General features: G+C 72.9%; 19 protein-coding genes and 1 pseudogene. 17 read left to right on the forward strand and 3 right to left on the reverse strand.

Features of this window, described 5'->3' with window-relative positions; all coding sequences use genetic code 11:
- Positions 1–119 precede the first annotated feature (119 nt).
- From ACWGSR_RS36315 to ACWGSR_RS36345, 7 genes are all read left to right on the forward strand, one after another.
- Positions 120–1,124 carry an ABC transporter permease gene (locus ACWGSR_RS36315; protein WP_453573438.1) on the forward strand — a complete coding sequence of 335 codons (1,005 nt, stop codon included), beginning with the start codon at positions 120–122 and terminating at the stop codon, positions 1,122–1,124.
- A gap of 2 nt (positions 1,125–1,126) precedes the next feature.
- On the forward strand, positions 1,127–2,080 hold the full coding sequence (locus ACWGSR_RS36320; RefSeq protein WP_453573441.1) for an ABC transporter permease: 954 nt from the start codon (positions 1,127–1,129) through the stop codon (positions 2,078–2,080).
- Positions 2,081–2,086: 6 nt separating this feature from the next.
- Positions 2,087–3,088: an ABC transporter ATP-binding protein gene (locus tag ACWGSR_RS36325; RefSeq protein ID WP_366372095.1), complete on the forward strand. Its 1,002-nt coding sequence runs from the start codon at positions 2,087–2,089 to the stop codon at positions 3,086–3,088.
- Complete coding sequence (locus ACWGSR_RS36330; protein ID WP_453573445.1) at positions 3,085–4,440, forward strand: oligopeptide/dipeptide ABC transporter ATP-binding protein; 1,356 nt, start codon at positions 3,085–3,087, stop codon at positions 4,438–4,440. The genes ACWGSR_RS36325 and ACWGSR_RS36330 overlap by 4 nt, the downstream gene beginning before the upstream one ends.
- Before the next feature lie 110 nt (positions 4,441–4,550).
- Positions 4,551–5,228, forward strand: a complete 678-nt coding sequence (locus ACWGSR_RS36335; RefSeq protein ID WP_376328734.1) for a trimeric intracellular cation channel family protein — start codon at positions 4,551–4,553, stop codon at positions 5,226–5,228.
- Positions 5,229–5,251: 23 nt separating this feature from the next.
- Positions 5,252–6,115, forward strand: a complete 864-nt coding sequence (locus tag ACWGSR_RS36340) for a thioesterase family protein (protein ID WP_453573448.1) — start codon at positions 5,252–5,254, stop codon at positions 6,113–6,115.
- 171 nt (positions 6,116–6,286) lie between these two features.
- Positions 6,287–7,450: a cysteine desulfurase family protein gene (locus ACWGSR_RS36345; RefSeq protein WP_376245094.1), complete on the forward strand. Its 1,164-nt coding sequence runs from the start codon at positions 6,287–6,289 to the stop codon at positions 7,448–7,450.
- A gap of 13 nt (positions 7,451–7,463) precedes the next feature.
- On the opposite strand, the gene ACWGSR_RS36350 is transcribed toward ACWGSR_RS36345, so the two are convergent.
- Positions 7,464–8,114 carry an N-acetylmuramoyl-L-alanine amidase gene (locus tag ACWGSR_RS36350; RefSeq protein WP_376245091.1) on the reverse strand — a complete coding sequence of 217 codons (651 nt, stop codon included), beginning with the start codon at positions 8,112–8,114 and terminating at the stop codon, positions 7,464–7,466.
- Positions 8,115–8,175: 61 nt separating this feature from the next.
- Between ACWGSR_RS36350 and mnmA the strand changes: the two genes are divergently transcribed.
- Positions 8,176–9,315 carry a tRNA 2-thiouridine(34) synthase MnmA gene (mnmA, locus tag ACWGSR_RS36355; RefSeq protein ID WP_453573452.1) on the forward strand — a complete coding sequence of 380 codons (1,140 nt, stop codon included), beginning with the start codon at positions 8,176–8,178 and terminating at the stop codon, positions 9,313–9,315.
- 103 nt (positions 9,316–9,418) lie between these two features.
- Here mnmA and ACWGSR_RS36360 read toward each other — a convergent pair.
- Positions 9,419–9,724 (reverse strand): annotated as a pseudogene (locus ACWGSR_RS36360) (NIPSNAP family protein); the annotation flags it as partial.
- Positions 9,725–9,733: 9 nt separating this feature from the next.
- Complete coding sequence (locus tag ACWGSR_RS36365) at positions 9,734–10,315, reverse strand: alpha/beta fold hydrolase (RefSeq protein WP_453573455.1); 582 nt, start codon at positions 10,313–10,315, stop codon at positions 9,734–9,736.
- Between the two features lie 77 nt (positions 10,316–10,392).
- On the opposite strand from ACWGSR_RS36365, the gene ACWGSR_RS36370 reads away from it, so the two are divergent.
- The 9 genes from ACWGSR_RS36370 (at position 10,393) to gatB (ending at position 21,123) form a co-directional block, all read left to right on the forward strand.
- Complete coding sequence (locus tag ACWGSR_RS36370; protein ID WP_453573458.1) at positions 10,393–10,932, forward strand: LOG family protein; 540 nt, start codon at positions 10,393–10,395, stop codon at positions 10,930–10,932.
- 68 nt (positions 10,933–11,000) lie between these two features.
- On the forward strand, positions 11,001–11,699 hold the full coding sequence (locus ACWGSR_RS36375) for an SDR family oxidoreductase (protein ID WP_453573461.1): 699 nt from the start codon (positions 11,001–11,003) through the stop codon (positions 11,697–11,699).
- A gap of 88 nt (positions 11,700–11,787) precedes the next feature.
- The gene (locus tag ACWGSR_RS36380) at positions 11,788–12,801 is read left to right on the forward strand and encodes a methionine synthase (protein WP_453573463.1); all 1,014 of its coding nucleotides are present in this window, start codon (positions 11,788–11,790) and stop codon (positions 12,799–12,801) included.
- 32 nt (positions 12,802–12,833) lie between these two features.
- A complete protein-coding gene (gene ligA, locus ACWGSR_RS36385; RefSeq protein ID WP_453573465.1) occupies positions 12,834–15,023 on the forward strand; it encodes an NAD-dependent DNA ligase LigA in 2,190 nt (729 codons plus the stop codon).
- A gap of 316 nt (positions 15,024–15,339) precedes the next feature.
- Positions 15,340–17,460 carry a putative bifunctional diguanylate cyclase/phosphodiesterase gene (locus tag ACWGSR_RS36390; protein WP_453573467.1) on the forward strand — a complete coding sequence of 707 codons (2,121 nt, stop codon included), beginning with the start codon at positions 15,340–15,342 and terminating at the stop codon, positions 17,458–17,460.
- Between the two features lie 93 nt (positions 17,461–17,553).
- On the forward strand, positions 17,554–17,850 hold the full coding sequence (gatC, locus tag ACWGSR_RS36395; protein ID WP_015036350.1) for an Asp-tRNA(Asn)/Glu-tRNA(Gln) amidotransferase subunit GatC: 297 nt from the start codon (positions 17,554–17,556) through the stop codon (positions 17,848–17,850).
- Between the two features lie 6 nt (positions 17,851–17,856).
- Positions 17,857–19,356: an Asp-tRNA(Asn)/Glu-tRNA(Gln) amidotransferase subunit GatA gene (gene gatA / locus ACWGSR_RS36400; protein WP_366372122.1), complete on the forward strand. Its 1,500-nt coding sequence runs from the start codon at positions 17,857–17,859 to the stop codon at positions 19,354–19,356.
- A gap of 5 nt (positions 19,357–19,361) precedes the next feature.
- Complete coding sequence (locus ACWGSR_RS36405) at positions 19,362–19,595, forward strand: hypothetical protein (protein WP_376245108.1); 234 nt, start codon at positions 19,362–19,364, stop codon at positions 19,593–19,595.
- Positions 19,596–19,611: 16 nt separating this feature from the next.
- A complete protein-coding gene (gatB, locus tag ACWGSR_RS36410) occupies positions 19,612–21,123 on the forward strand; it encodes an Asp-tRNA(Asn)/Glu-tRNA(Gln) amidotransferase subunit GatB (RefSeq protein ID WP_453573471.1) in 1,512 nt (503 codons plus the stop codon).
- The last annotated feature ends 43 nt before the right edge of the window (positions 21,124–21,166 follow it).

Here is a 21,166-nt window from a genome sequence, read left to right on the forward strand (position 1 = left end):
TATCTTGCCATCCTGATAACAACCCCCCCCCCCGCGGGGGCGGCCCCCCCCCCGCCCGCGGGCGCGGGCCCCCCCCCCCCCCCCGCTTCTCACGCACACGCAAGAAAGGGGCACGCGGGGTGCTGCGACTCGTCGTACGAAGACTGCTACAGCTCATACCCACCCTGCTCGGCCTGTCGGTTCTGCTCTTCCTCTGGCTGAACCGGCTGCCCGGCGGACCCGCCTCAGCGATCCTGGGCGAGCGGGCGACCGAAGCCGAAGTGGCACGCATCAACCGGGCGCTGGGACTCGACCAGCCCGTCTGGGTGCAGTACGGCCGCTTCCTCAAGCGGATCCTGGACCTGGACCTCGGCACCTCCACCCAGACCGGACAGCCGGTGTGGGACGAGTTCGCGCTGCGCTTCCCGGCCACCGTGGAACTCGGCGTCGCCGCCATCCTCATCGCCGTCGTCGCCGGCATCCCGCTCGGCTACCTCGCGGCCAAGCGCCGCGGCGGCTGGCTCGACGTCGCCTCGGTCTCCGGATCGCTCGTCGGCATCTGCATCCCGGTGTTCTTCCTCGCCATGATCCTCAGGGGCCTCCTCGCCGTCGAACTCGGCATCTTCCCGAGCTACGGCCGGCTCTCCACCGGACTCGACGCGACCAGCGTCACCGGGTTCGCCGTCCTCGACGGCCTCCTCACCGGAGAGTTCGACGCGTCCTGGGACGCGATCATGCACCTGGTCCTGCCGGCCGTCACCCTCGCCTCCATCCCGCTCGCCGTCATCGTCCGGATGACCCGCGCCAGCGTGCTCGAAGTGCTCGGCGAGGACTACATCCGCACCGCCGAGTCCAAGGGCCTGGGGAAGAACGTCGTCCGCGTCCGCCACGTGCTGCGCAACGCGCTCCTCCCGGTGGTCACCGCGATCGGCCTGCTCACCGGCAGCCTCCTCTCCGGAGCGGTCCTCACCGAGTCGGTCTTCTCCTTCGGCGGCATCGGCTCCTTCATCCGCACCTCCATCGACGCCCGCGACTACCCGGTGCTCGTCGGCTTCATCATGTTCATCGCGATGGTGTACGTCCTCATCAACCTGCTGGTCGACCTGGCGTACAGCCTCATTGACCCGAGAGTGCGGGTGCACTGACCGTGAGCACCAAGACAGAGAAGATCGACCGCCTCGCGGCGCTCACCCAGCGGAACGAGGCCACCGTCGGCGCCAGCCTGTGGCGCGAGGCCTTCCGGCGCCTGCGGGCGAACAAGATGGCCGTCATCGGCGCCGTCGTCATCGCGCTGTTCGCCCTGGTCGCCGTCATCGGCCCCTGGTTCGCGCCCTACTCGCCGACCGCGCAGACCTGGCGCGGCGAAGTCCTGTCCAACCAGGGCAAGTTCGTCGGCATGCGGGGCGAGAACTGGTTCGGCCTCGACCACCTGGGCCGCGACCTGTTCTCCCGGATGCTCGTCGGCGCCCGGCAGACCCTCCTCGTCGGCGTGGTCTCGATGCTCATCGGCCTGGTCGTCGGCGCGCTGATCGGCATGCTCTCCGGCGCCGCCGCGACCCTCGGCGGCAAGCCGGGCCAGCGGATCGACACCGTGGTGATGCGCTTCATCGACATCATGCTGTCCCTGCCGTCGCTGCTCCTCGCGGTCTCGATCGCCGCGGTCATGGGCCAGTCCCTCACCACGGTGATGATCGCCGTCGGCGTCGTGCAGATCCCGATCTTCGCCCGCCTGCTGCGCGGTTCGATGCTCGCCCAGGGCGGCGCGGACTACGTGCTCGCCGCGAAGGCCCTCGGTGTGCGGAAGAAGCGGATCGTCGTCACGCAGATCCTGCCGAACTCGCTGAGCCCGGTCATCGTGCAGGCGACGCTCAGCCTCGCCACCGCCATCATCGAGGCCGCGGCCCTCTCCTACCTGGGCCTCGGCAACCCCGACCCGGCGATCCCGGAGTGGGGCGTCATGCTCTCCCAGGCGCAGCGGTTCTTCGACAACGAGCCGATGATGGCCGTCTACCCGGCGGTCGGGATCATCATCACCGCCCTCGGCTTCACCCTCCTCGGCGAGGCCATGCGCGAAGCCCTCGACCCGAAGCTGCGAGGCTGAAGTCCCATGGCACTTCTTTCGGTTGAAGAACTCACCGTCACCTTCGGCGGTCGGGGCCGCACGCCGTCCACCGCGGTGGACGGGGTCTCCTTCGACGTCGACCAGGGACAGGTCGTGGGCCTGGTCGGCGAGTCCGGCTGCGGCAAGTCGGTGACCTCGCTGGCCCTGATGGGCCTGCTGCCGCGCAAGGGCGTCACCGTGGGCGGGCGCGCCGTCTTCGACGGCACCGACCTGCTGGGCCTGAGCGAGAAGAAGATCCGCGACATGCGCGGCAGCCGGCTCGCGATGATCTTCCAGGACCCGCTCTCCTCGCTGAACCCGGTCGTCCCCATCGGCGTCCAGGTCACCGAGATCCTCCGGCGCCACCGGGGCATGAAGGGCGAGGCCGCCCGCAAGGAGGCCGCCCACCTGCTCGACCGGGTCGGGATCCCCGACCCGACCCGGCGCCTGAAGGAGTACCCGCACCAGCTCTCGGGCGGCATGCGCCAGCGCGCGCTCATCGCGATGGCCGTGGCGTGCGCGCCCCGGCTGCTCATCGCCGACGAGCCGACCACCGCGCTCGACGTGACCATCCAGGCCCAGATCCTGGAACTGCTCAAGGAGCTCGTCGACCAGGAGGGCACCGCCCTGCTGATGATCACCCACGACCTGGGTGTCGTCGCCGGCCTCTGCGACCAGGTCAACGTGCTGTACGCGGGCCGGGCGGTGGAGTCCGCGGCCCGCCGCGAGCTGTTCGCGCACCCGACCCACCCGTACGCGCACGGCCTGCTCGGCTCCATCCCGCGCCTGGACGCCCCGCGCGGCGAGCCGCTCCGGCCCATCCGCGGATCCATCAACGACAAGATCGCCTGGGCCGACGGCTGCGCCTTCGCGCCCCGCTGCGACTCCTACACGATGGAGTGCCTGACCGGCACGCCCGAACTGACGGAACCGCGCGCGAAGGACCACCGGGTCCGCTGCGTCAACCCCGTCCTCCCCGCCCAGGCCGAGTCGGAGGTGCCGGCATGAGCCTGCTCGAACTCAACGATGTGAAGGTCCACTTCCCCGTCAGGAAGGGCGTCCTCTTCAACCGCACGGTCGGCCACGTCTACGCCGTCGACGGCATCTCGCTCAACGTCGAGGCCGGCCAGACGTACGGCCTCGTGGGCGAGTCCGGCTGCGGCAAGACGACGCTCGGCCGGGCCGTGCTGCGGCTCGTCGACGTCACCGACGGCGAGATCGTCCTCGACGGCACGGACCTGGCCAAGCTGCCCGACGAGGAGATGCGCCGGTTCCGCCGCCGCCTCCAGATGGTCTTCCAGGACCCGCTGGGCAGCCTCAACCCGCGCCAGAACATCGAGTCGATCCTCAGCGAGGGCATGGCCGCGCACGGCATCGGCGCGAACCAGGACGAGCGCCGGGAGCGGATCAAGGAGATCCTCACCCGCGTCGGCCTCCCCGCCAACGCCCTCTCGCGCTACCCGCACGAGTTCTCCGGCGGTCAGCGCCAGCGCATCGGCATCGCGCGGGCGCTCGTCCTCGAACCCGACGTGATCATCTGCGACGAGCCGGTCTCGGCGCTCGACGTGTCGATCCAGGCGCAGGTGATCAACCTCCTGGAGGAGCTCCAGGAGCAGCTCGGCCTGACCTACCTGGTCATCGCGCACGACCTCGCCGTCGTCCGGCACATCTCGGACGTCATCGGGGTCATGTACCTGGGCGCGCTGGTCGAGGAGGCCCCGAGCGACGCGCTGTACGCGGCGCCGAAGCACCCGTACACCAAGGCGCTCATGTCGGCGGTGCCGGTGCCGGACCCGGAGGTCGAGGACCGCCGCGAGCGCATCCTGCTCCGCGGCGACCTGCCGTCGCCGGCCAACCCGCCGACGGGCTGCCGCTTCCACACGCGCTGCCCGTGGAAGCAGGAGACCCGCTGCGCGACGGAGCGTCCGGAGCTGGTGGACCTGGGCGACGGGCACAAGGTGGCCTGCCACTTCGCGGCCGGGATCGAGGCCGGGACGGTGAAGCGGACGGAGGCGGTCGCGATCGTGCCGGCCGGCAAGACCGACACGGTCCCGGCGGCCCGGACGTCACCGGAGTCGGTGGTGTCCGACGAGGAGCCGCCGGAGCCGGAGCCGGTGATGGCCGAGCCCGAGGTGTCGGAGGAGCCGGTGAAGCCGGAGCCGGAGCCGGAGAAGGCCGAGCCCGAGGTACAGGACGAGCCCGTGAAGGCGGAGTCCGAAGTGCGGGACGAGCCGGTGAAGCCGGAACCGGAGAAGGCCGTGAAGCCGGAGCCGGAGAAGGCCGAGCCCGAGGCGTCGGACAAGCCCGCGCCTTCGGACAAGCCCAAGGCGTCGGACAAGCCCGGGGCGTCGGAGAAGTAGCACGCACCGACCGGAAGGCCGGAGCCGCCGCATCGCGGGCGCTCCGGCCTTCCGGCTCTCCCGCCCCCCGGAGGGAAGGGGCACGGGTTCCGGACCAGGACAATGGGGCGGTGCTCCACGACCTGTTCACCCCCTCCGTCCAACACGCCCTCGATCTCGTCGGCATCTTCGTGTTCGCCATCTCCGGCGCCCTCCTCGCCGTCCGGAAGAACTTCGACGTCTTCGGCATCGCCGTCCTCGCCGAGGTCACCGCCCTCGGCGGCGGCCTCTTGCGCGACCTGATCATCGGCGCCGTACCCCCCGCCGCCTTCACCGACCTCGGCTACTTCCTCATGCCCCTGGTCGCGACGGTCCTCGTCTTCTTCCTGCACCCGCAGGTGGAGCGCACCCAGACCGCCGTCAACGTGTTCGACGCCGCCGGGCTCGGCCTCTTCTGCGTGACGGGGACGACGAAGGCGTACGACTACGGCCTCGGCCTCACCTCCTCCGCCGCCCTCGGGCTCGCCACCGCCGTCGGCGGCGGCGTCCTGCGCGACGTGCTCGCCAACGAGGTGCCCTCGCTGCTGCGCTGGGACCGCGACCTCTACGCCGTCCCGGCGATCGTGGGCGCGACGATGGTCGTGCTCTGCATCCGCTTCGACGCGCTCAACGCCTTCACGAGCGGCGCCGCCGTCCTCACCGCCTTCGTGCTCCGCCTCCTCGCGATGCGCTACCACTGGCGCGCGCCCCGCGCCTGGAACCGCCGCTCCTCCACCCGCGAGGAGCCCGAGAAAGCTACCGCTCAGTAGCAACCTGCGGTACCTTCGGGTCCATGAGCACGAGCACCGAGACGAACGCCGGGGCGCACGCCGTCGTCACGAGCGAGTTCGACCGCGACACCGCCGTCACCCTCCGGGAGCCCGGCGTCTACGACGCCGACCTCTCCGCCGGCTGGACGATCATCCACGCCGTCAACGGCGGCTACCTCCTCGCCCTGCTCGGCCGCGCCCTCGGCCACCACCTCCCGCACCCCGACCCGTTCACGATCTCGGCGCACTACCTCACGCCGTCCGTGCCCGGCCCCGCGGTGATCCGGACCGAGACCGTCCGCACCGGCCGGACCCTCTCCACCGGGCAGGCCTCGCTCTTCCAGTACGCCGAGGACGGCACCGAGGTCGAGCGCATCCGCGTCCTCGCCTCGTACGGAGACCTCGACTCCCTCCCCGACGACGTCCGCACCAGCGCGACGCCCCCGGCGATGGCCCCGATCGAGAACTGCTTCGGCACCTCCGACGGCCCCGCCCCGGACCTCCCCGGCTCCTCCGCCATCACCGAGCGGCTCGACATCCGCCTCGACCCGGCCTGCGTCGGCTGGGCGATCGGCGCCCCCTCGGGCAAGGGCGAGATGCGCGCCTGGTTCGGCCTCGCCGACGGGCGCGAGCCCGACGCCCTCTCCCTGCTGCTCACCGTCGACGCCCTGCCGCCGACCTCCTTCGAGCTGGGTCTGAAGGGCTGGACCCCGACCGTCGAGCTCACCACCCACGTCCGCTGCCGCCCGGCCCCCGGCCCGCTGCGGGTCTCCATCACCACCCGCAACCTGGCCGGCGGCTTCCTGGAGGAGGACGCCGAGGTCTGGGACAGCGCCGACCGCCTGGTCGCCCAGTCCCGCCAGCTCGCCCGCGCCCCGCGCGGCTGAGCCCCCGCACCCGCGCAGCCGAGCCCGCGCGGTCCGACCACCGCCGCCCCCGTCCTTGCCGCACAGGGACGGGGGCGGCGGCGCACCCGGGCGGGGCGGCGGCGCACCCGTGAGGGCGTAAACCGGCCAGGCGCCGGGAGCGCCCCGGCGGGCTCGTAGAATCGACCCACCATGGCTTACCTCGACCACGCCGCGACCACGCCCATGCTGCCCGAGGCGATCGAGGCGATGACCGCCCACCTCGCCGTCACGGGCAACGCCTCCTCCCTCCACGCCGCCGGACGGCGGGCCCGGCGGACCGTCGAGGAGGGGCGCGAGACCCTCGCCGCCGCCCTCGGCGCCCGGCCGAGCGAGGTCGTCCTCACCTCCGGCGGCACCGAGGCCGACAACCTCGCCGTCAAGGGCCTCTACTGGTCCCGCCGCGACGCCGACCCCCGTCGCGTCCGCGTCCTGGCCAGCCCGGTCGAGCACCACGCCGTCCTCGACGCCGTCGACTGGCTCGCCGTCCACGAGGGCGCGCGGGTCGAGTACCTGCCCGTCGACCGCCACGGCCGGGTGCACCCCGAGGTCCTGCGCGAGGCGATCGCCCGCGACCCGGAGACCGTCGCCCTGGCCACCGTCATGTGGGCGAACAACGAGATCGGCACCCTCATGCCGGTCCGCGAACTCGCCGACGTCGCCGCCGAGTACGGCGTCCCCCTGCACGCCGACGCCGTCCAGGCCGTGGGGCAGGTTCCGGTCGACTTCGCGGCCTCCGGGCTCGCCGCCATGACCGTCTCCGCCCACAAGATCGGCGGCCCTTACGGCATCGGCGCCCTGCTCCTGGGCCGCGAGCACACTCCCGTGCCCGTCCTGCACGGCGGCGGCCAGGAGCGGCACGTCCGCTCCGGCACCCTCGACGTCCCGGCCGTCGCCGCGTTCGCCGTCGCCGCCCGGCTCGCCGCCGAGCGGCGCGAGGAGTTCGCCCGCGAGGTCGGCGCCCTGCGCGACGCGCTCGTCACCGCCGTCCGTACGTCCGTCCCCGACGCGATCCTCGGCGGCGACCCGGTCGACCGGCTCCCCGCCAACGCCCACTTCACCTTCCCGGGCTGCGAGGGCGACTCGCTGCTCCTGCTGCTCGACGCGGCCGGCATCGCCTGCTCCACCGGCTCCGCCTGCACCGCCGGCATCGCCCAGCCCAGCCACGTCCTGCTCGCCACCGGCACCGACCCCGACCTCGCCCGTGGCACCCTGCGCTTCTCCCTCGGCCACACCTCCACCGAGGAGGACGTGGCGGCGGTCGCCGGAGCGATCGGCCCGGCCGTGGAGAGGGCCCGCACGGCCGGCCTCACCTGAGCCGCCGGTCCGGTCAGACGGGTCTCTTCGAAGCCTCCCGCACGAGCCGCATGTACCGGTCCCAGTCCCAGTGCGGGCCGGGATCGGTGTGGTCGGTGCCCTCGACCTCGACGTGCCCGATGACGTGCTCCCGGTCCACGGGTATCCCGTGCCGGGCGCAGATGTCGGCCGTCAGCCGCGCCGACCCCTCGTACATCGCCGCCGTGAAGTCCTGCGGCCGGTCGACGAAGCCCTCGTGCTCGATGCCGACGCTCCGCTCGTTCATGTCCCGGTTCCCCGCGTGGAAGGCCACGTCGAGCTCCCGGATCATCTGCGCCACGTGCCCGTCCTTGCGGACCACGTAGTGCGTGGCGGCCCCGTGCCCCGGGTTCTTGAAGACCTTCAGGGCGGTCGCGTAGCTGCCCTGCACGACGTGGATCACGACCCGGTCGATCGTGTAGTCGTCCGGCCGGTCCGCCCGCCGCCAGTTCGCCCGCGCCGCCGACGTCCACTCGGCGGACGCGTGGTCGAGCTCCCCCTCCACCCGCTTCCGCCGCGTTCCCGGCAGCCGCCACCAGGCGCGCGCCAGCTCTTCCCGGGCGAGCACGGCCGTGCCCACCACGGCGGCCCCGCCGCCGAGCAGGACGGCACGCCGTCCCACCGCCTTGTTCCCCTTGCTCCCCATGTCATCGAGAACGCTTACTCCCGCGACGGTGGTTCCCGGCGCCCCGTACCCTGGTGGGGCTATGACTCAGACCCCGCCCCAGCGCCCCCTCCGCATCCTCGCCGCCATGTCGGGCGGAGTGGACTCCGCCGTCGCCGCCGCCCGTGCCGCCGAGGCGGGCCACGACGTCACCGGCGTCCACCTCGCCCTCTCCGCGAACCCGCAGTCGTTCCGCACCGGAGCGCGCGGCTGCTGCACGATCGAGGACTCCCGCGACGCGCGCCGGGCCGCCGACGTCATCGGCATCCCCTTCTACGTGTGGGACCTGGCCGAGCGGTTCCGCGAGGACGTCGTGGACGACTTCGTCGCGGAGTACGAGGCCGGCCGCACCCCCAACCCCTGCCTGCGCTGCAACGAGAAGATCAAGTTCGCGGCGCTCCTCGACAAGGCGCTCGCCCTCGGCTTCGACGCGGTCTGCACCGGCCACTACGCCACCGTCGTCCTCAACGAGGACGGCACCCGAGAGCTGCACCGCGCCTCCGACATGGCCAAGGACCAGTCGTACGTCCTCGGCGTGCTCGACGAGAAGCAGCTCGCGCACGCGATGTTCCCGCTGGGCGACACCCTCACCACCAAGGACGAGATCCGGGCGGAGGCCGAGCGGCGCGGGCTCGCGGTCGCGAAGAAGCCCGACAGCCACGACATCTGCTTCATCGCCGACGGCGACACCCAGGGCTTCCTGGCCACCCGCCTCGGGAAGGCGGAGGGCGACATCGTCGACGAGGCGGGCACGAAGGTCGGCACCCACGAGGGCGCGTACGGCTTCACCATCGGCCAGCGCAAGGGCCTGCGGATCGGCCACCCGGCCCCGGACGGCAAGCCCCGCTACGTCCTCGACATCTCGCCCGTGAACAACACGGTCACGGTGGGCCCCGTCGAGGCCCTGGACGTCACCGCCCTCACCGCGATCAAGCCCCGCTGGTGCGGCACCGCCCCCGAGGGCCCCGGCCGCTACACCGCCCAGCTCCGCGCCCACGGCGGCGAGACGCCGGTGAGCGCGGCGATGGAGGACGGCGAGCTGCGGGTCGCCTTCGACGAGCCGGTCCGGGGCGTCGCCCCCGGCCAGGCGATCGTGCTGTACGACGGCACGCGCGTGGTGGGCTCGGCGACGATCGCGACGACGGCACGACGGACGACGGAGCCGGCCCCGGCCACCGCCTGAGTCGTCACCGCCCGGGGCCCGGCAGGCCCCGGTCCCCGGCCCGGGGCGCCTCCTCCGGACCTCCGGCCGCCGGTCCGGGGACGGTGTCGGCCGCCGCGAGGTCGCCGGGAAGCAGCGGACGCATGAAGGTGCGCTCGTAACGCAGCACGCATCCGCTGTCGTCGCGAATGCGGTCCGCCTCGATGAACTCGGGGTCCCGGCCGAAAAGCCGTCGGTACTCCTCGTAGGCGGCCAGGCTGGGAAAACTGAACAGCGCCAGAGCCTCGTCGCTCGCCCCCTCCGCCGGAAGGAAGTAACCGTGGTGCGTGCCGCCGCGGGCCTGCACCAGCTCCATCCAGCGGCGACCGAACCGCTCGAAGGCCGCGATCTTCCGCGGATCGATCGTGTACCGCACGACACATGTGATCATGGGGCAAGGCTAGGGCGTGCCGGGAAGGCCCCGCTCCTCCGCCAGGAACCCCGTCAGGACCGGGGCCAGGACGTGCGGGGCGACCTCGTGGGTCTGGCCCGTCAGGGTACGGTGCCGGGCCCGGGGGAGGGCCGCCGCCAGGGCGCGGGCCGCGCGCCGGGCCTCCGCCGGGCTGGCGCCCCCGTCGACCACGAGCACGCGCGCGGAGACCCGCCCGAGGAACGCGCCGGTGCGCGCCGGCTCGTACACCGACACCGGGCCCACCGGCAGCCCGGCCGCCGCCGCGGCGAGCGCGAGGGCGCCGCCCGTGCCCGCGCCGTGCACGGCCGCCTCCGGGCCCGCCGCCGCCAGGACGGCCGCCAGGTCCTCGATCTCCCGCTCCACCGTGCCCCCGTGGCCCCGCCGGGCGTACGCCACGACCGGGAAGCTCCGGGCGAGCAGCCCGGCGAGCGCCCGCTCGCCCGCCGCCGTCCCCGGCGCCCCGCCCACCAGGACGAGCGGCGGCCCGTCCCCGCCCCCGTACCGCTCGTACGCGACCGGCGTCCCGTCCCGTGACGTGACGCGTCCCCCGAACCTGCTCACCTCGTCCATGGCAGGGCAGACCGGGGCCGTCCCGAGAACTCATCGCCGCCCGCCGGACCTTTTCCGCGACCGCCTACGGTGAACCCATGAACATCTGCGTCTTCCTCTCCGCCGCCCGGCTCGACGAGCGGTACACGGCCCCGGCCCGCGAGTTCGCGACCCTGCTCGGCAAGGCGGGGCACACCCTCGTCTGGGGCGGCTCCGACACCGGTCTGATGAAGGTCGTCGCGGACGGGGTCCAGGAGGCGGGCGGCCGGATCGTCGGCGTCTCCGTCGACTTCCTCGCCCACAAGGCCCGCCCGAACGCCGACGAGATGGTCGTCACCGAGGACCTCGCGCGGCGCAAGGCCCTGCTCCTCGCCAAGTCCGACGCGATCGTCGTCATGGTCGGCGGCACCGGCACCCTCGACGAGGCCACCGAGATCCTGGAGCTGAAGAAGCACGGCAAGCACCGCAAGCCGGTCGTCCTCCTCAACACGGCGGGCTTCTACGACGGCCTGAAGGACCAGTTCCGGCGCATGGAGGAGGAGGGCTTCCTCCCGGTCCCCCTCGCCGACCTCGTCTTCTTCGCGGACGACGGCCCGGCGGCCCTCGCGCACCTGGAGGCGGAGATCGCCTCCCGCTGACGCGGGCGCGGGGACCGGCTCCGCCGGTAAGGGCGTGGGCGCGGGGATCGCCTCCCGCTGATGCGAGCATGGGGGCCATGGCTACTCATGTGATCACCGGAGCCGGCTCCGGCATCGGCGCGGCCGTCGCGCGCCGTCTCCACGCGCGCGGGGACGAACTCGTGCTCCACGCGCGCGACGCGGGACGGGCCAAGGAGCTCGCCGCCGAGTTCCCGGGCGCCCGGACCCTCGTCGGGGACCTCGCGGACCCGGACCGGCTGTCCTGGGCGTTCTCGCACCAGAGCCTGCCCGAGCGGGTCGACGGCCTGCTGCACGTCGCGGGCGTCGTCGACCTCGGGCCGGTCGGCGAGCTCACTCCCAAGACCTGGCACCACCAGCTGAACGTGAACCTGGTCGCCCCGGCCGAGCTCACCCGTCACTTCCTGCCCCAACTGCGGGTCTCCCAGGGCCACGTCGTCTTCGTGAACTCGGGCGCCGGGCTCAACGCGCACGCCGAGTGGGGCGCGTACGCCGCCTCCAAGCACGGCCTGAAGGCCCTCGCGGACTCCCTGCGCCACGAGGAGCACGCCCACGGCGTCCGGGTCACCTCGGTCTACCCGGGCCGCACCGCCAGCCCCATGCAGGTCAAGGTGCACCAGCAGGAGGGTAAGGAGTACGACCCGTCGCGGTGGATCGACCCCGAGTCGGTCGCGACGGCGATCCTCACCGCGCTCGACCTGCCGCGCGACGCCGAGATCAACGACCTCACCGTCCGCCCGGGACGCTGACGGCGAGGTGACGGCAGGAGCGGGGCCGGGCGGCCCGGGACACGGTCACCGGCGCCGCCCGGCACGCCCCGGCACGTACGCTTCCCGGGTGAGCGACACGACCGAGAAGAACGACTTCCCCTGGGGCCCCGCCACCGGCGTCGGATCCCTGCCCGGCGGCGACGCCCGCGAGGCCGCCAAGACCGTCACCGGCTCCTTCGAGGACTTCCCGTTCCTCGCGGAGCTGCCCGCGCGCGGGCCCGGCGCCGACATGATCGGCCGGACGATCGGGATGCTCGTCGACCTGTACGCGCACGTGGAGCCGAGCGGCTGGCGGATCAGCGACCGGCCCGGCCGCGACACCCGGCGGGCCCGGTCCTGGCTCGGCGAGGACCTCGACGCCCTGGAGGAGTTCACCCAGGGGTACGAGGGCGCGCTCAAGGTGCAGGCGGTGGGCCCCTGGACGCTCGCCGCGGCCCTGGAGCTGCGCGGCGGCGAGGCCGCCCTCGGCGACGCGGGCGCCTGCCGGGACCTGGTCGGGTCGCTCGCCGAGGGACTCCACCAGCACCTGGCGGAGGTGCGCAAGCGCGTGCCCGGGGCCCGGGTCGTCCTCCAGCTCGACGAGCCCTCGCTCACCGCCGTGCTGCGCGGGCAGGTCCGCACGGCCAGCGGCTACCGCACGTACCGGGCCGTGGACCGGCAGGTCGTGGAGGGCGCCCTGCGGGACGTGGCCGCGGTCCACGACGGGCCGGTGGTCGTCCACTCCTGCGCCCCCGACGTCCCCTTCGCGCTGCTGCGCAGGGCCGGCGTCGCCGGGATCTCGTTCGACTTCGGGCTGCTCACCGAGCGTGACGAGGAGGCGATCGGGGAGGCCGTGGAGGGCGGCACGAAGCTCTTCGCCGGTGTGGTGCCGTCCACCGACGGCCCGTTGTCGGACCCGGGCGGTAGCGTCATGGGTGTCAGGACGCTGTGGCGCAGGCTGGGGCTGAATCCGGGGACCCTCGCGGAGTCCGTGGTGATCACCCCCACGTGCGGGCTCGCGGGCGCTTCGCCCGCCCACGCCCGTGCGGCGCTCGCCCATTGCGTCCGGGCTGCGAAGTCGCTCGCGGACAACCCGGAGTGACCGGGGACCGAGGTACGGGAGGACGGACGAAGGTGGCAGTCGACGAGGGGGCCCCGCCCGCCGAGGCACGGGAGAAGCACGCGGACCTGGCCGAGCGGATCGAGGAGCACCGCTTCCGGTACTACGTGAAGGACCAGCCGGTCATCAGCGACGGCGAGTTCGACCGGCTGCTGCGCTCCCTGGAGGCGCTGGAGGAGGAGTACCCGGAGCTGCGGACCCCCGATTCGCCGACCCAGAAGGTCGCCGGCCAGTACGAGACCGATTTCACGGCCGTCGAGCACCGCGAGCGCATGCTCTCCCTCGACAACGCCTTCGACGACGAGGAACTGGCCGCCTGGGCCGAGCGCGTCGCCCGGGACGTCGGCACGCCCGACCACCACTTCCTGTGCGAGCTGAAGGTCGACGGCCTGGCCGTGAACCTGACGTACGAGCACGGGCGGCTGACCCGGGCCGCGACCCGCGGCGACGGGCGCACCGGCGAGGACATCACGCCCAACGTGCGCACGATCGCGGACGTCCCGGAGCGGCTGAGCGGCGACCGGATCCCGGACCTCGTGGAGGTCCGCGGCGAGGTCTACTTCCCGATGGAGGCCTTCCTCGGGCTCAACGCCCGCCTGGTCGAGGCCGGCGAGAAGCCCTTCGCCAACCCGCGCAACGCCGCCGCCGGTTCGCTCCGCCAGAAGGACCCGAAGGTCACCGCCTCCCGCCCGCTCCACATGGTGGTGCACGGCATCGGCGCCCGCGAGGGCTTCGCCATCGCCCGGCTCTCGGAGGCGTACGGACTGCTCCACGAGTGGGGCCTGCCCACCGCCCGGCACAACGAGGTGGTGAAGGCCCTCGACGAGGTGCGGGAGTTCATCGCGCGCTTCGGGGAGAACCGGCACTCCGTCGAGCACGAGATCGACGGCGTCGTCGTCAAGCTGGACGAGATCCCGCTCCAGGGCCGGCTGGGCTCCACGGCCCGCGCCCCGCGCTGGGCCATCGCCTGGAAGTACGCGCCGGAGGAGGTCAACACCAAGCTGCTCGACATCAAGGTCGGCGTCGGCCGCACCGGGCGCGTCACCCCGTACGCGCAGGTGGAGCCGGTGACCGTGGCCGGTTCCGAGGTCGAGTTCGCCACCCTCCACAACCAGGAGGTGGTCAAGGCCAAGGGCGTCCTGATCGGCGACACGGTCGTGCTGCGCAAGGCCGGCGACGTCATTCCGGAGATCCTCGGGCCGGTCGCGGACCTGCGGGACGGCGGCGAGCGGGAGTTCGTGATGCCGTCCGAGTGCCCCGAGTGCGGGACGCCGCTGAAGCCGATGAAGGAGGGCGACATCGACCTCCGCTGCCCGAACGCCCGGACCTGCCCGGCCCAGTTGCGCGAGCGCGTCGAGTTCCTCGCCGGCCGCGAGTGCCTGGACATCGAGAAGTTCGGCGCCGTGGCCGCCGCCGCCCTGACCCAGCCCCTGGAGCCGTCCGAGCCGCCGCTCCGGGACGAGGGCGACCTCTTCGACCTCACCATCGAGCAGCTCCTGCCGATCAGGGCGTACGTCCTCGACCCGGACAGCGGACTGCCCAAGCGGGACCCGAAGACCGGCGAGGAGAAGATCGCGACCGTCTTCGCCAACCAGAAGGGCGAGCCGAAGAAGAACGCGCTCGCCATGCTGGAGAACATCGCGGCGGCGAGGACCCGCCCGCTGGCCCGCTTCATCAACGGGCTCTCGATCCGGCACGTGGGGCCGGTCGCGGCGGCGGCCCTCGCCCGTGAGTTCCGCTCCCTGGAGCGGATCGAGCAGGCGAGCGAGGAGGAGCTGGCGGCCGTCGACGGGGTCGGCGGGATCATCGCGGCGGCGGTGAAGCAGTGGTTCGCCGAGGAGTGGCACCGCGAGATCGTGCGCAAGTGGCGGGCCGCCGGGGTCGCCCTGGAGGACGAGGGCGCCGGCGAGGACGAGGGGCCGCGCCCGCTGGAGGGCCTCACGGTCGTGGTCACCGGCACCCTGGAGAAGTTCACCAGGGATGGCGCAAAAGAGTCGCTCCAGCGGCTCGGAGCGAAGGTGACCGGTTCCGTTTCGAAGAAGACCTCCTTCGTCGTGGTGGGGGAAAACCCTGGTTCGAAGTACGACAAGGCGATGCAGCTGAAAGTTCCGGTTCTGGACGAGGGGGGCTTCTCGATCCTGCTCGAACAGGGCCCCGACGCCGCCCTGGAGGCCGCGGTCCCCATCCCCGAGAGTGCTGAATAGCCCCTTTCCGCCCCGGGAGACATCACCCGTTCGGCGCATATCAGATCGTGAGGGGTGGCCAGGTCTCATTCGGGCAAGACACGGAGAGCGCTGCCCGTCGGAGCCCTCGGCGGCCTAGTGTGGTGACCGTGCGTCTCGTCCTGCGCGGCCGCGCGAGGGCTCTGCCGGTCGTGGCGTCAGGACAACGGCCCCGTGGCACGAGGAGCGGCCGCCCGCCGGCGGCCCCGCACCGGACGACGACGGCCGGACGACGGACGGCCGCCTGCCCGCGGCCCATCGCACACCGACGGCACCGCCGCCTGTGAGAGGGACGGAAATGGAACCGACCGAGAGCGCCGCCCCGGTCCCCCGGCCGCACGGCCGCACGGCCCCCGGGGGCTCCACCTCCCGGCTGCCCGCAGCCGTGGTGGGCACCGCGGCCGTCGTACTCGCCGCCGGGCTCCAGCGAGCCCTGACCACCGGACACGGACTCTTCCCCGGCGGGGTCACCGGCTGGTCCCTGGCCCTCCTCACCGGCCTCATCGTCGGCCACCTGGTCGCCCTCGGCCGCGACCGCTGGTGGGGCGGCACCGGCTCCGGCGCCGCCCTCACCCTCGCCGTCCTCCTGCTGTACGGCTGGGTGCCCGCCGGACTCGTCTCGCTGACCGTCCTCACCCTCGTCGGCGCCGCCCGCCACCACCGCTGGCGACAGGGCCTGCTGCACGGCGCCGCCGACGTCCTCGGCGTCGGCGCCGCCGCCCTCGTCCTCGCCCTCTTCGGCGACGTGCCGACCGTCGAGCAGCCCTGGCGGCCCCTCGACTGGACCATCGGGGACCTCCCGGAGATCGCGCTCGCCGCGACCACCTACCTCGTGGTCACCCGGCTCCTCCTGTGGTACACGCTCGCCCCCCAGGGCCGCGGACTGCCCACCGCCGCCCGCACCGCCCTCCTCCGGCAGGGCCTCGTAGCCGTCGCCCTCCTCGGCATCGCCCCGCTCATCTGCGCCGTCGCCGCGAGCCGCCCGGTCCTCCTGCCGCTCTTCGCCGTCCCCCTCATCGCCCTCGACTCCACCCTCTGGATCGCCCGCGCCCGCGCCGAGGAGCAGCTCCGCGACCCGCTCACCGGCCTCCCCAACCGCCAGTGGCTCCTGGAGCGGGCCTGGACTGCCCTGGAGGACGCCGAGGGCCAGGGCGCCCGCGCCGCCCTCGTCCTCATCGACCTCGACCGCTTCCGCTCGGTCAACGACACCCTCGGGCACCTGGCCGGCGACCGTCTCCTCCTCCAGATCGCCGACCGGCTCCGCCTCGCCCTGCCCCGCGGCGCCGAGGCCGCCCGGCTCGGCGGTGACGAGTTCGCCGTCCTGCTGCCCACCGCCGACTCCACCACCAGCGCCCAGCGCGTCGCCCGCCACCTCGTCGCCGAGCTCTCCTCCCCGCTCGACCTCGACGGCCTCACCCTCGTCCTGGAGGCCAGCGCCGGCGTCGCCGTCTTCCCCGACCACGCCCTCGACGCCGAGGGCCTGCTGCGCCGCGCCGACGTCGCCATGTACCAGGCCAAGCGGGACCGCACCGGCGTCGAGGTCTACGAGTCCAAGCGCGACTCCAACACCCCCGACCGGCTCGGCCTCCTCGGCGACCTGCGCCGCGCCCTCGACGCCCACGAGGTCCAGCTCCACTACCAGCCCAAGGTCCGCTTCGACGGCCAGGTCGCCGGCCTGGAGGCGCTCGTCCGCTGGGTCCACCCCGAGCGCGGAAGGGTTCCCCCGGACGAGTTCATCGCCATCGCCGAGTCCTCCGGCCTGATGCCCCACCTCACCGAGTACGTCCTGGAGACCGCCCTCGCCCAGGTCGCCCGCTGGCGCGCCCAGGGCCTCGACGTCCCGGTCGCCGTCAACGTCTCCCCGCGCGACGTCCACACCCCCGGCTTCGCGGGCGCCGTCGCCGCCCGGCTGGCCCGGCACGGCGTCCCGGCCGGCTCCCTCCAGCTGGAGATAACGGAACACGTGCTCCTGGAGGACCCCCAGCGGGCCGCCGACACGCTCAACGGACTCACCGGCCACGGGGTCAAGATGTCCCTCGACGACTTCGGCACCGGCTACTCCTCCCTCGTCCACCTGCGCCGGCTCCCGGTCAGCGAACTGAAGATCGACCGCTCCTTCGTCGCCCGGCTTGCCGTCGACACCGAGGACGCCGAGATCGTCCGCTGCACCGTCGACCTCGCCCACTCCCTCGGCCTCCTCGTCGTCGCCGAGGGCGTCGAGGACGACGAGACCTGGGAGCGGCTGCGCGACCTGGGCTGCGACGCCGTCCAGGGCTGGCTGGTCGCCGCCGCCATGCCGCCCGACGAGGCGACCGCCTGGCTCCTGGCCCGCGGCGAGCACGGCTGGCGCCGCCCCGCCGACCTCGCGCCCCCGACCGACCTGGACCACCCCTCGGGGCAGGTCGTCCCCCGGGGGTGACCCGGCCGGGGCGGCGGGAGGTTACTGCACGGGCGGGGGCGCGGGCCCCATAGGATGGACCCACACCATCAAGCTCACCCCGTGAGGAACCGCATGCCTGGCATCACGCGCGAGGAGGTCGCCCACCTCGCACGGCTGGCGCGTCTGGAGCTGAAGGGCGAAGAACTCGATCACTTCGCCGGCCAGCTCGACGACATCATCGGCGCGGTCGCCCGCGTCTCCGAGGTCGCCGACCAAGACGTACCGCCGACCTCCCACCCGCTGCCGCTGACCAATGTCATGCGCGCGGACGAGGTCCGTCCGTCGCTCACCCCCGAGCAGGCGCTCTCCGGCGCCCCGGCCCAGGAGCAGCAGCGTTTCAAGGTGCCGCAGATCCTGGGGGAGGACTAAGAAGTCATGACGGACAACACCATCATCAAGCTCACCGCGGCCGAGATCGCCGGGAAGATCGCCGCCGGCGAGCTGACCGCCGTCGAGGTCACCGAGGCCCACCTCGCCCGCATCGAGGCCGTCGACGAGAAGGTCCACGCCTTCCTGCACGTCGACCGCGACGGCGCCCTCGCCCAGGCCCGTGCCGTGGACGAGAAGCGCGCCCGGGGCGAGAAGCTCGGCCCGCTCGCCGGTGTGCCGCTCGCGCTCAAGGACATCTTCACCACCGTCGGCATCCCGACCACCGTGGGCTCGAAGATGCTGGAGGGCTGGATCCCGCCGTACGACGCGACCCTGGTCAAGAACCTGAAGGCCGCCGACGTCGTCATCCTCGGCAAGACCAACATGGACGAGTTCGCGATGGGCTCCTCCACCGAGAACAGCGCCTACGGCCCGACCGGCAACCCCTGGGACCTCACCCGGATCCCCGGCGGCTCCGGCGGCGGCTCGTCGGCCGCGCTCGCCGCGTACGAGGCCCCCCTCGCCATCGGCACGGACACCGGCGGCTCCATCCGCCAGCCCGCCGCCGTCACCGGCACCGTCGGCGTCAAGCCGACCTACGGCGCGGTCTCCCGCTACGGCATGGTGGCCTTCTCCTCCTCCCTCGACCAGGGCGGCCCCTGCGCCCGCACGGTCCTGGACGCGGCCCTGCTGCACGAGGCGATCGCCGGGCACGACCCGCTCGACTCCACCTCCATCGACGCCCCGGTCCCGCCGGTCGTCGAGGCCGCCCGCAACGGCTCGGTCGCCGGCATGCGCGTCGGCGTCGTCAAGCAGTTCCGCGGCGAGGGCTACCAGGCCGGCGTCGTGCAGCGCTTCGACGAGTCCGTCGAGCTGCTGAAGTCGCTGGGCGCCGAGATCGTCGAGCTGGACTGCCCCACCTTCGACCTGGCCCTCTCGGCGTACTACCTGATCGCGCCGTCCGAGTGCTCCTCGAACCTGGCCCGCTTCGACGCCATGCGCTACGGCCTGCGCGTCGGCGACGACGGCACCCGTTCGGCCGAGGACGTCACCGCCCTCACCCGCGAGGCGGGCTTCGGCGACGAGGTCAAGCGCCGCATCATCCTGGGTACGTACGCGCTCAGCTCCGGCTACTACGACGCGTACTACGGGTCGGCCCAGAAGGTCCGCACCCTGATCACCCGCGAGTTCGAGAAGGCCTTCGAGGAGGTGGACGTGATCGTCTCCCCGACGACCCCCACCACCGCCTTCCCGATCGGCGAGCGCGCCGACGACCCGATGGCCATGTACCTCGCGGACCTGTGCACCATCCCGACCAACCTGGCCGGCAACGCCGCCATGTCGCTGCCCTGCGGCCTCGCGCCCGAGGACGGCCTCCCGGTCGGTCTGCAGATCATCGCCCCCGCCCTGAAGGACGACCGGCTCTACAAGGTCGGAGCCGCCGTCGAGGCCGCCTTCGTGGAAAAGTGGGGACACCCGCTGCTCGAGGAGGCTCCGTCGCTGTGAGTGCCATGGCAAAGAAGGCCAAGAACTTCAAGAAGTCGAAGACCGGTCTGTACGTCTCGCTGGCCACCACCGCCTTCGGCGCGGTCAGCGTCGCCAAGCAGGCCAAGCTGGCCCGCAGCGACAACGACGTCCTGCGCCTGATCGACGCCGCGGTGTCCGCCGCCGCGATCGCGACCGGCCTGGCGATCCTCTACCGGGAGCTGAAGCGCCTGGGCGACGACGACGTCCTGCTGGGCTGAGAGGGAAAGTCTCACCGTGACTGTCACTGAACTGCTGTCGTACGAAGCGGCGCTCGCCGAGTACGACCCCGTCATGGGCCTGGAGGTCCATGTCGAGCTCGGCACCCGGACCAAGATGTTCTGCGGGTGCTCCACCGAGCTGGGCGCGGACGCCAACTCGCAGACCTGCCCGACCTGCCTCGGCCTGCCCGGCTCGCTCCCGGTCGTCAACGCGATCGGCGTCGAGTCCGCCATCAAGATCGGCCTCGCGCTGCACTGCGAGATCGCCGAGTGGTGCCGCTTCGCCCGGAAGAACTACTTCTATCCGGACATGCCGAAGAACTTCCAGACCTCCCAGTACGACGAGCCGATCGCCTTCAACGGCTACCTGGACGTCCAGCTGGAGGACGGCGAGATCTTCCGCGTGGAGATCGAGCGCGCCCACATGGAGGAGGACACCGGCAAGTCCACCCACATCGGCGGCGCGACCGGCCGCATCCACGGCGCCTCGCACTCGCTGCTCGACTACAACCGGGCCGGCATCCCGCTCATCGAGATCGTCACCAAGCCGATCGAGGGCGCGGGCGACCGGGCCCCCGAGGTCGCCAAGGCGTACGTCGCCGAGCTGCGCGAGCTGATCCGCGCCCTGGGCGTCTCCGAGGCGCGCATGGACAAGGGCCAGATGCGCTGCGACGTGAACCTGTCGCTGCGCCCGCACGGCACGAAGACCTTCGGCACCCGCTCGGAGACGAAGAACGTCAACTCGCTCCGCTCGGTGGAGCGCGCGGCGCGCTTCGAGATCCAGCGCCACGCGGCCGTCCTGTCCTCCGGCGGGACGATCGTGCAGGAGACCCGTCACTTCCACGAGGACGACGGCTCCACCACCTCCGGCCGCATCAAGGACAACGCCGAGGACTACCGCTACTTCCCCGAGCCGGACCTGGTGCCGGTGGCCCCCTCCCGCGAGTGGGTCGAGGAGCTGCGGAAGGGCCTGCCCGAGCTGCCGCGCGTGCGCCGCAACCGGCTGCGCGAGGAGTGGGGCGTGTCCGAGCTGGACATGCAGTCCATCCTCAACGCGGGCGCGGTCGACCCGATCGTCGCCACGATCGAGGCGGGCGCGGACGCGGCCTCGGCCCGCAAGTGGTGGCTGGGCGAGCTCGCCCGCAACGCCAACGAGCAGGGCGTCTCCCTGGAGGAGCTGGCGATCACCCCGGCGGACGTGGCCCGGGTCTCGGCCCTGGTCGCCTCCGGCGACCTCAACGACAAGCTGGCCCGTCAGGTCATCGAGGGCGTCCTCGCCGGCGAGGGCACCCCGGACGAGGTCGTCGAGAAGCGCGGTCTGAAGGTCGTCTCCGACGACGGCGCGCTCGGCGCGGCGGTCGACGAGGCCATCGCGGGCAACGCGGCGATCGCGGACAAGATCCGCGGCGGCAAGGTCGCGGCGGTCGGCGCCCTGGTCGGCGCGGTCATGAAGGCCACCCGCGGCCAGGCGGACGCGGCGAAGGTCAAGGACCTGATCCTGGAGAGGCTGGGCGTCGGCGAAGGCTGATCCCCGTTCCGTACGCGTACGGACGGCGGCCCCGCACCGGAAC

This window comes from Streptomyces sp. NPDC055632, from assembly GCF_053618675.1.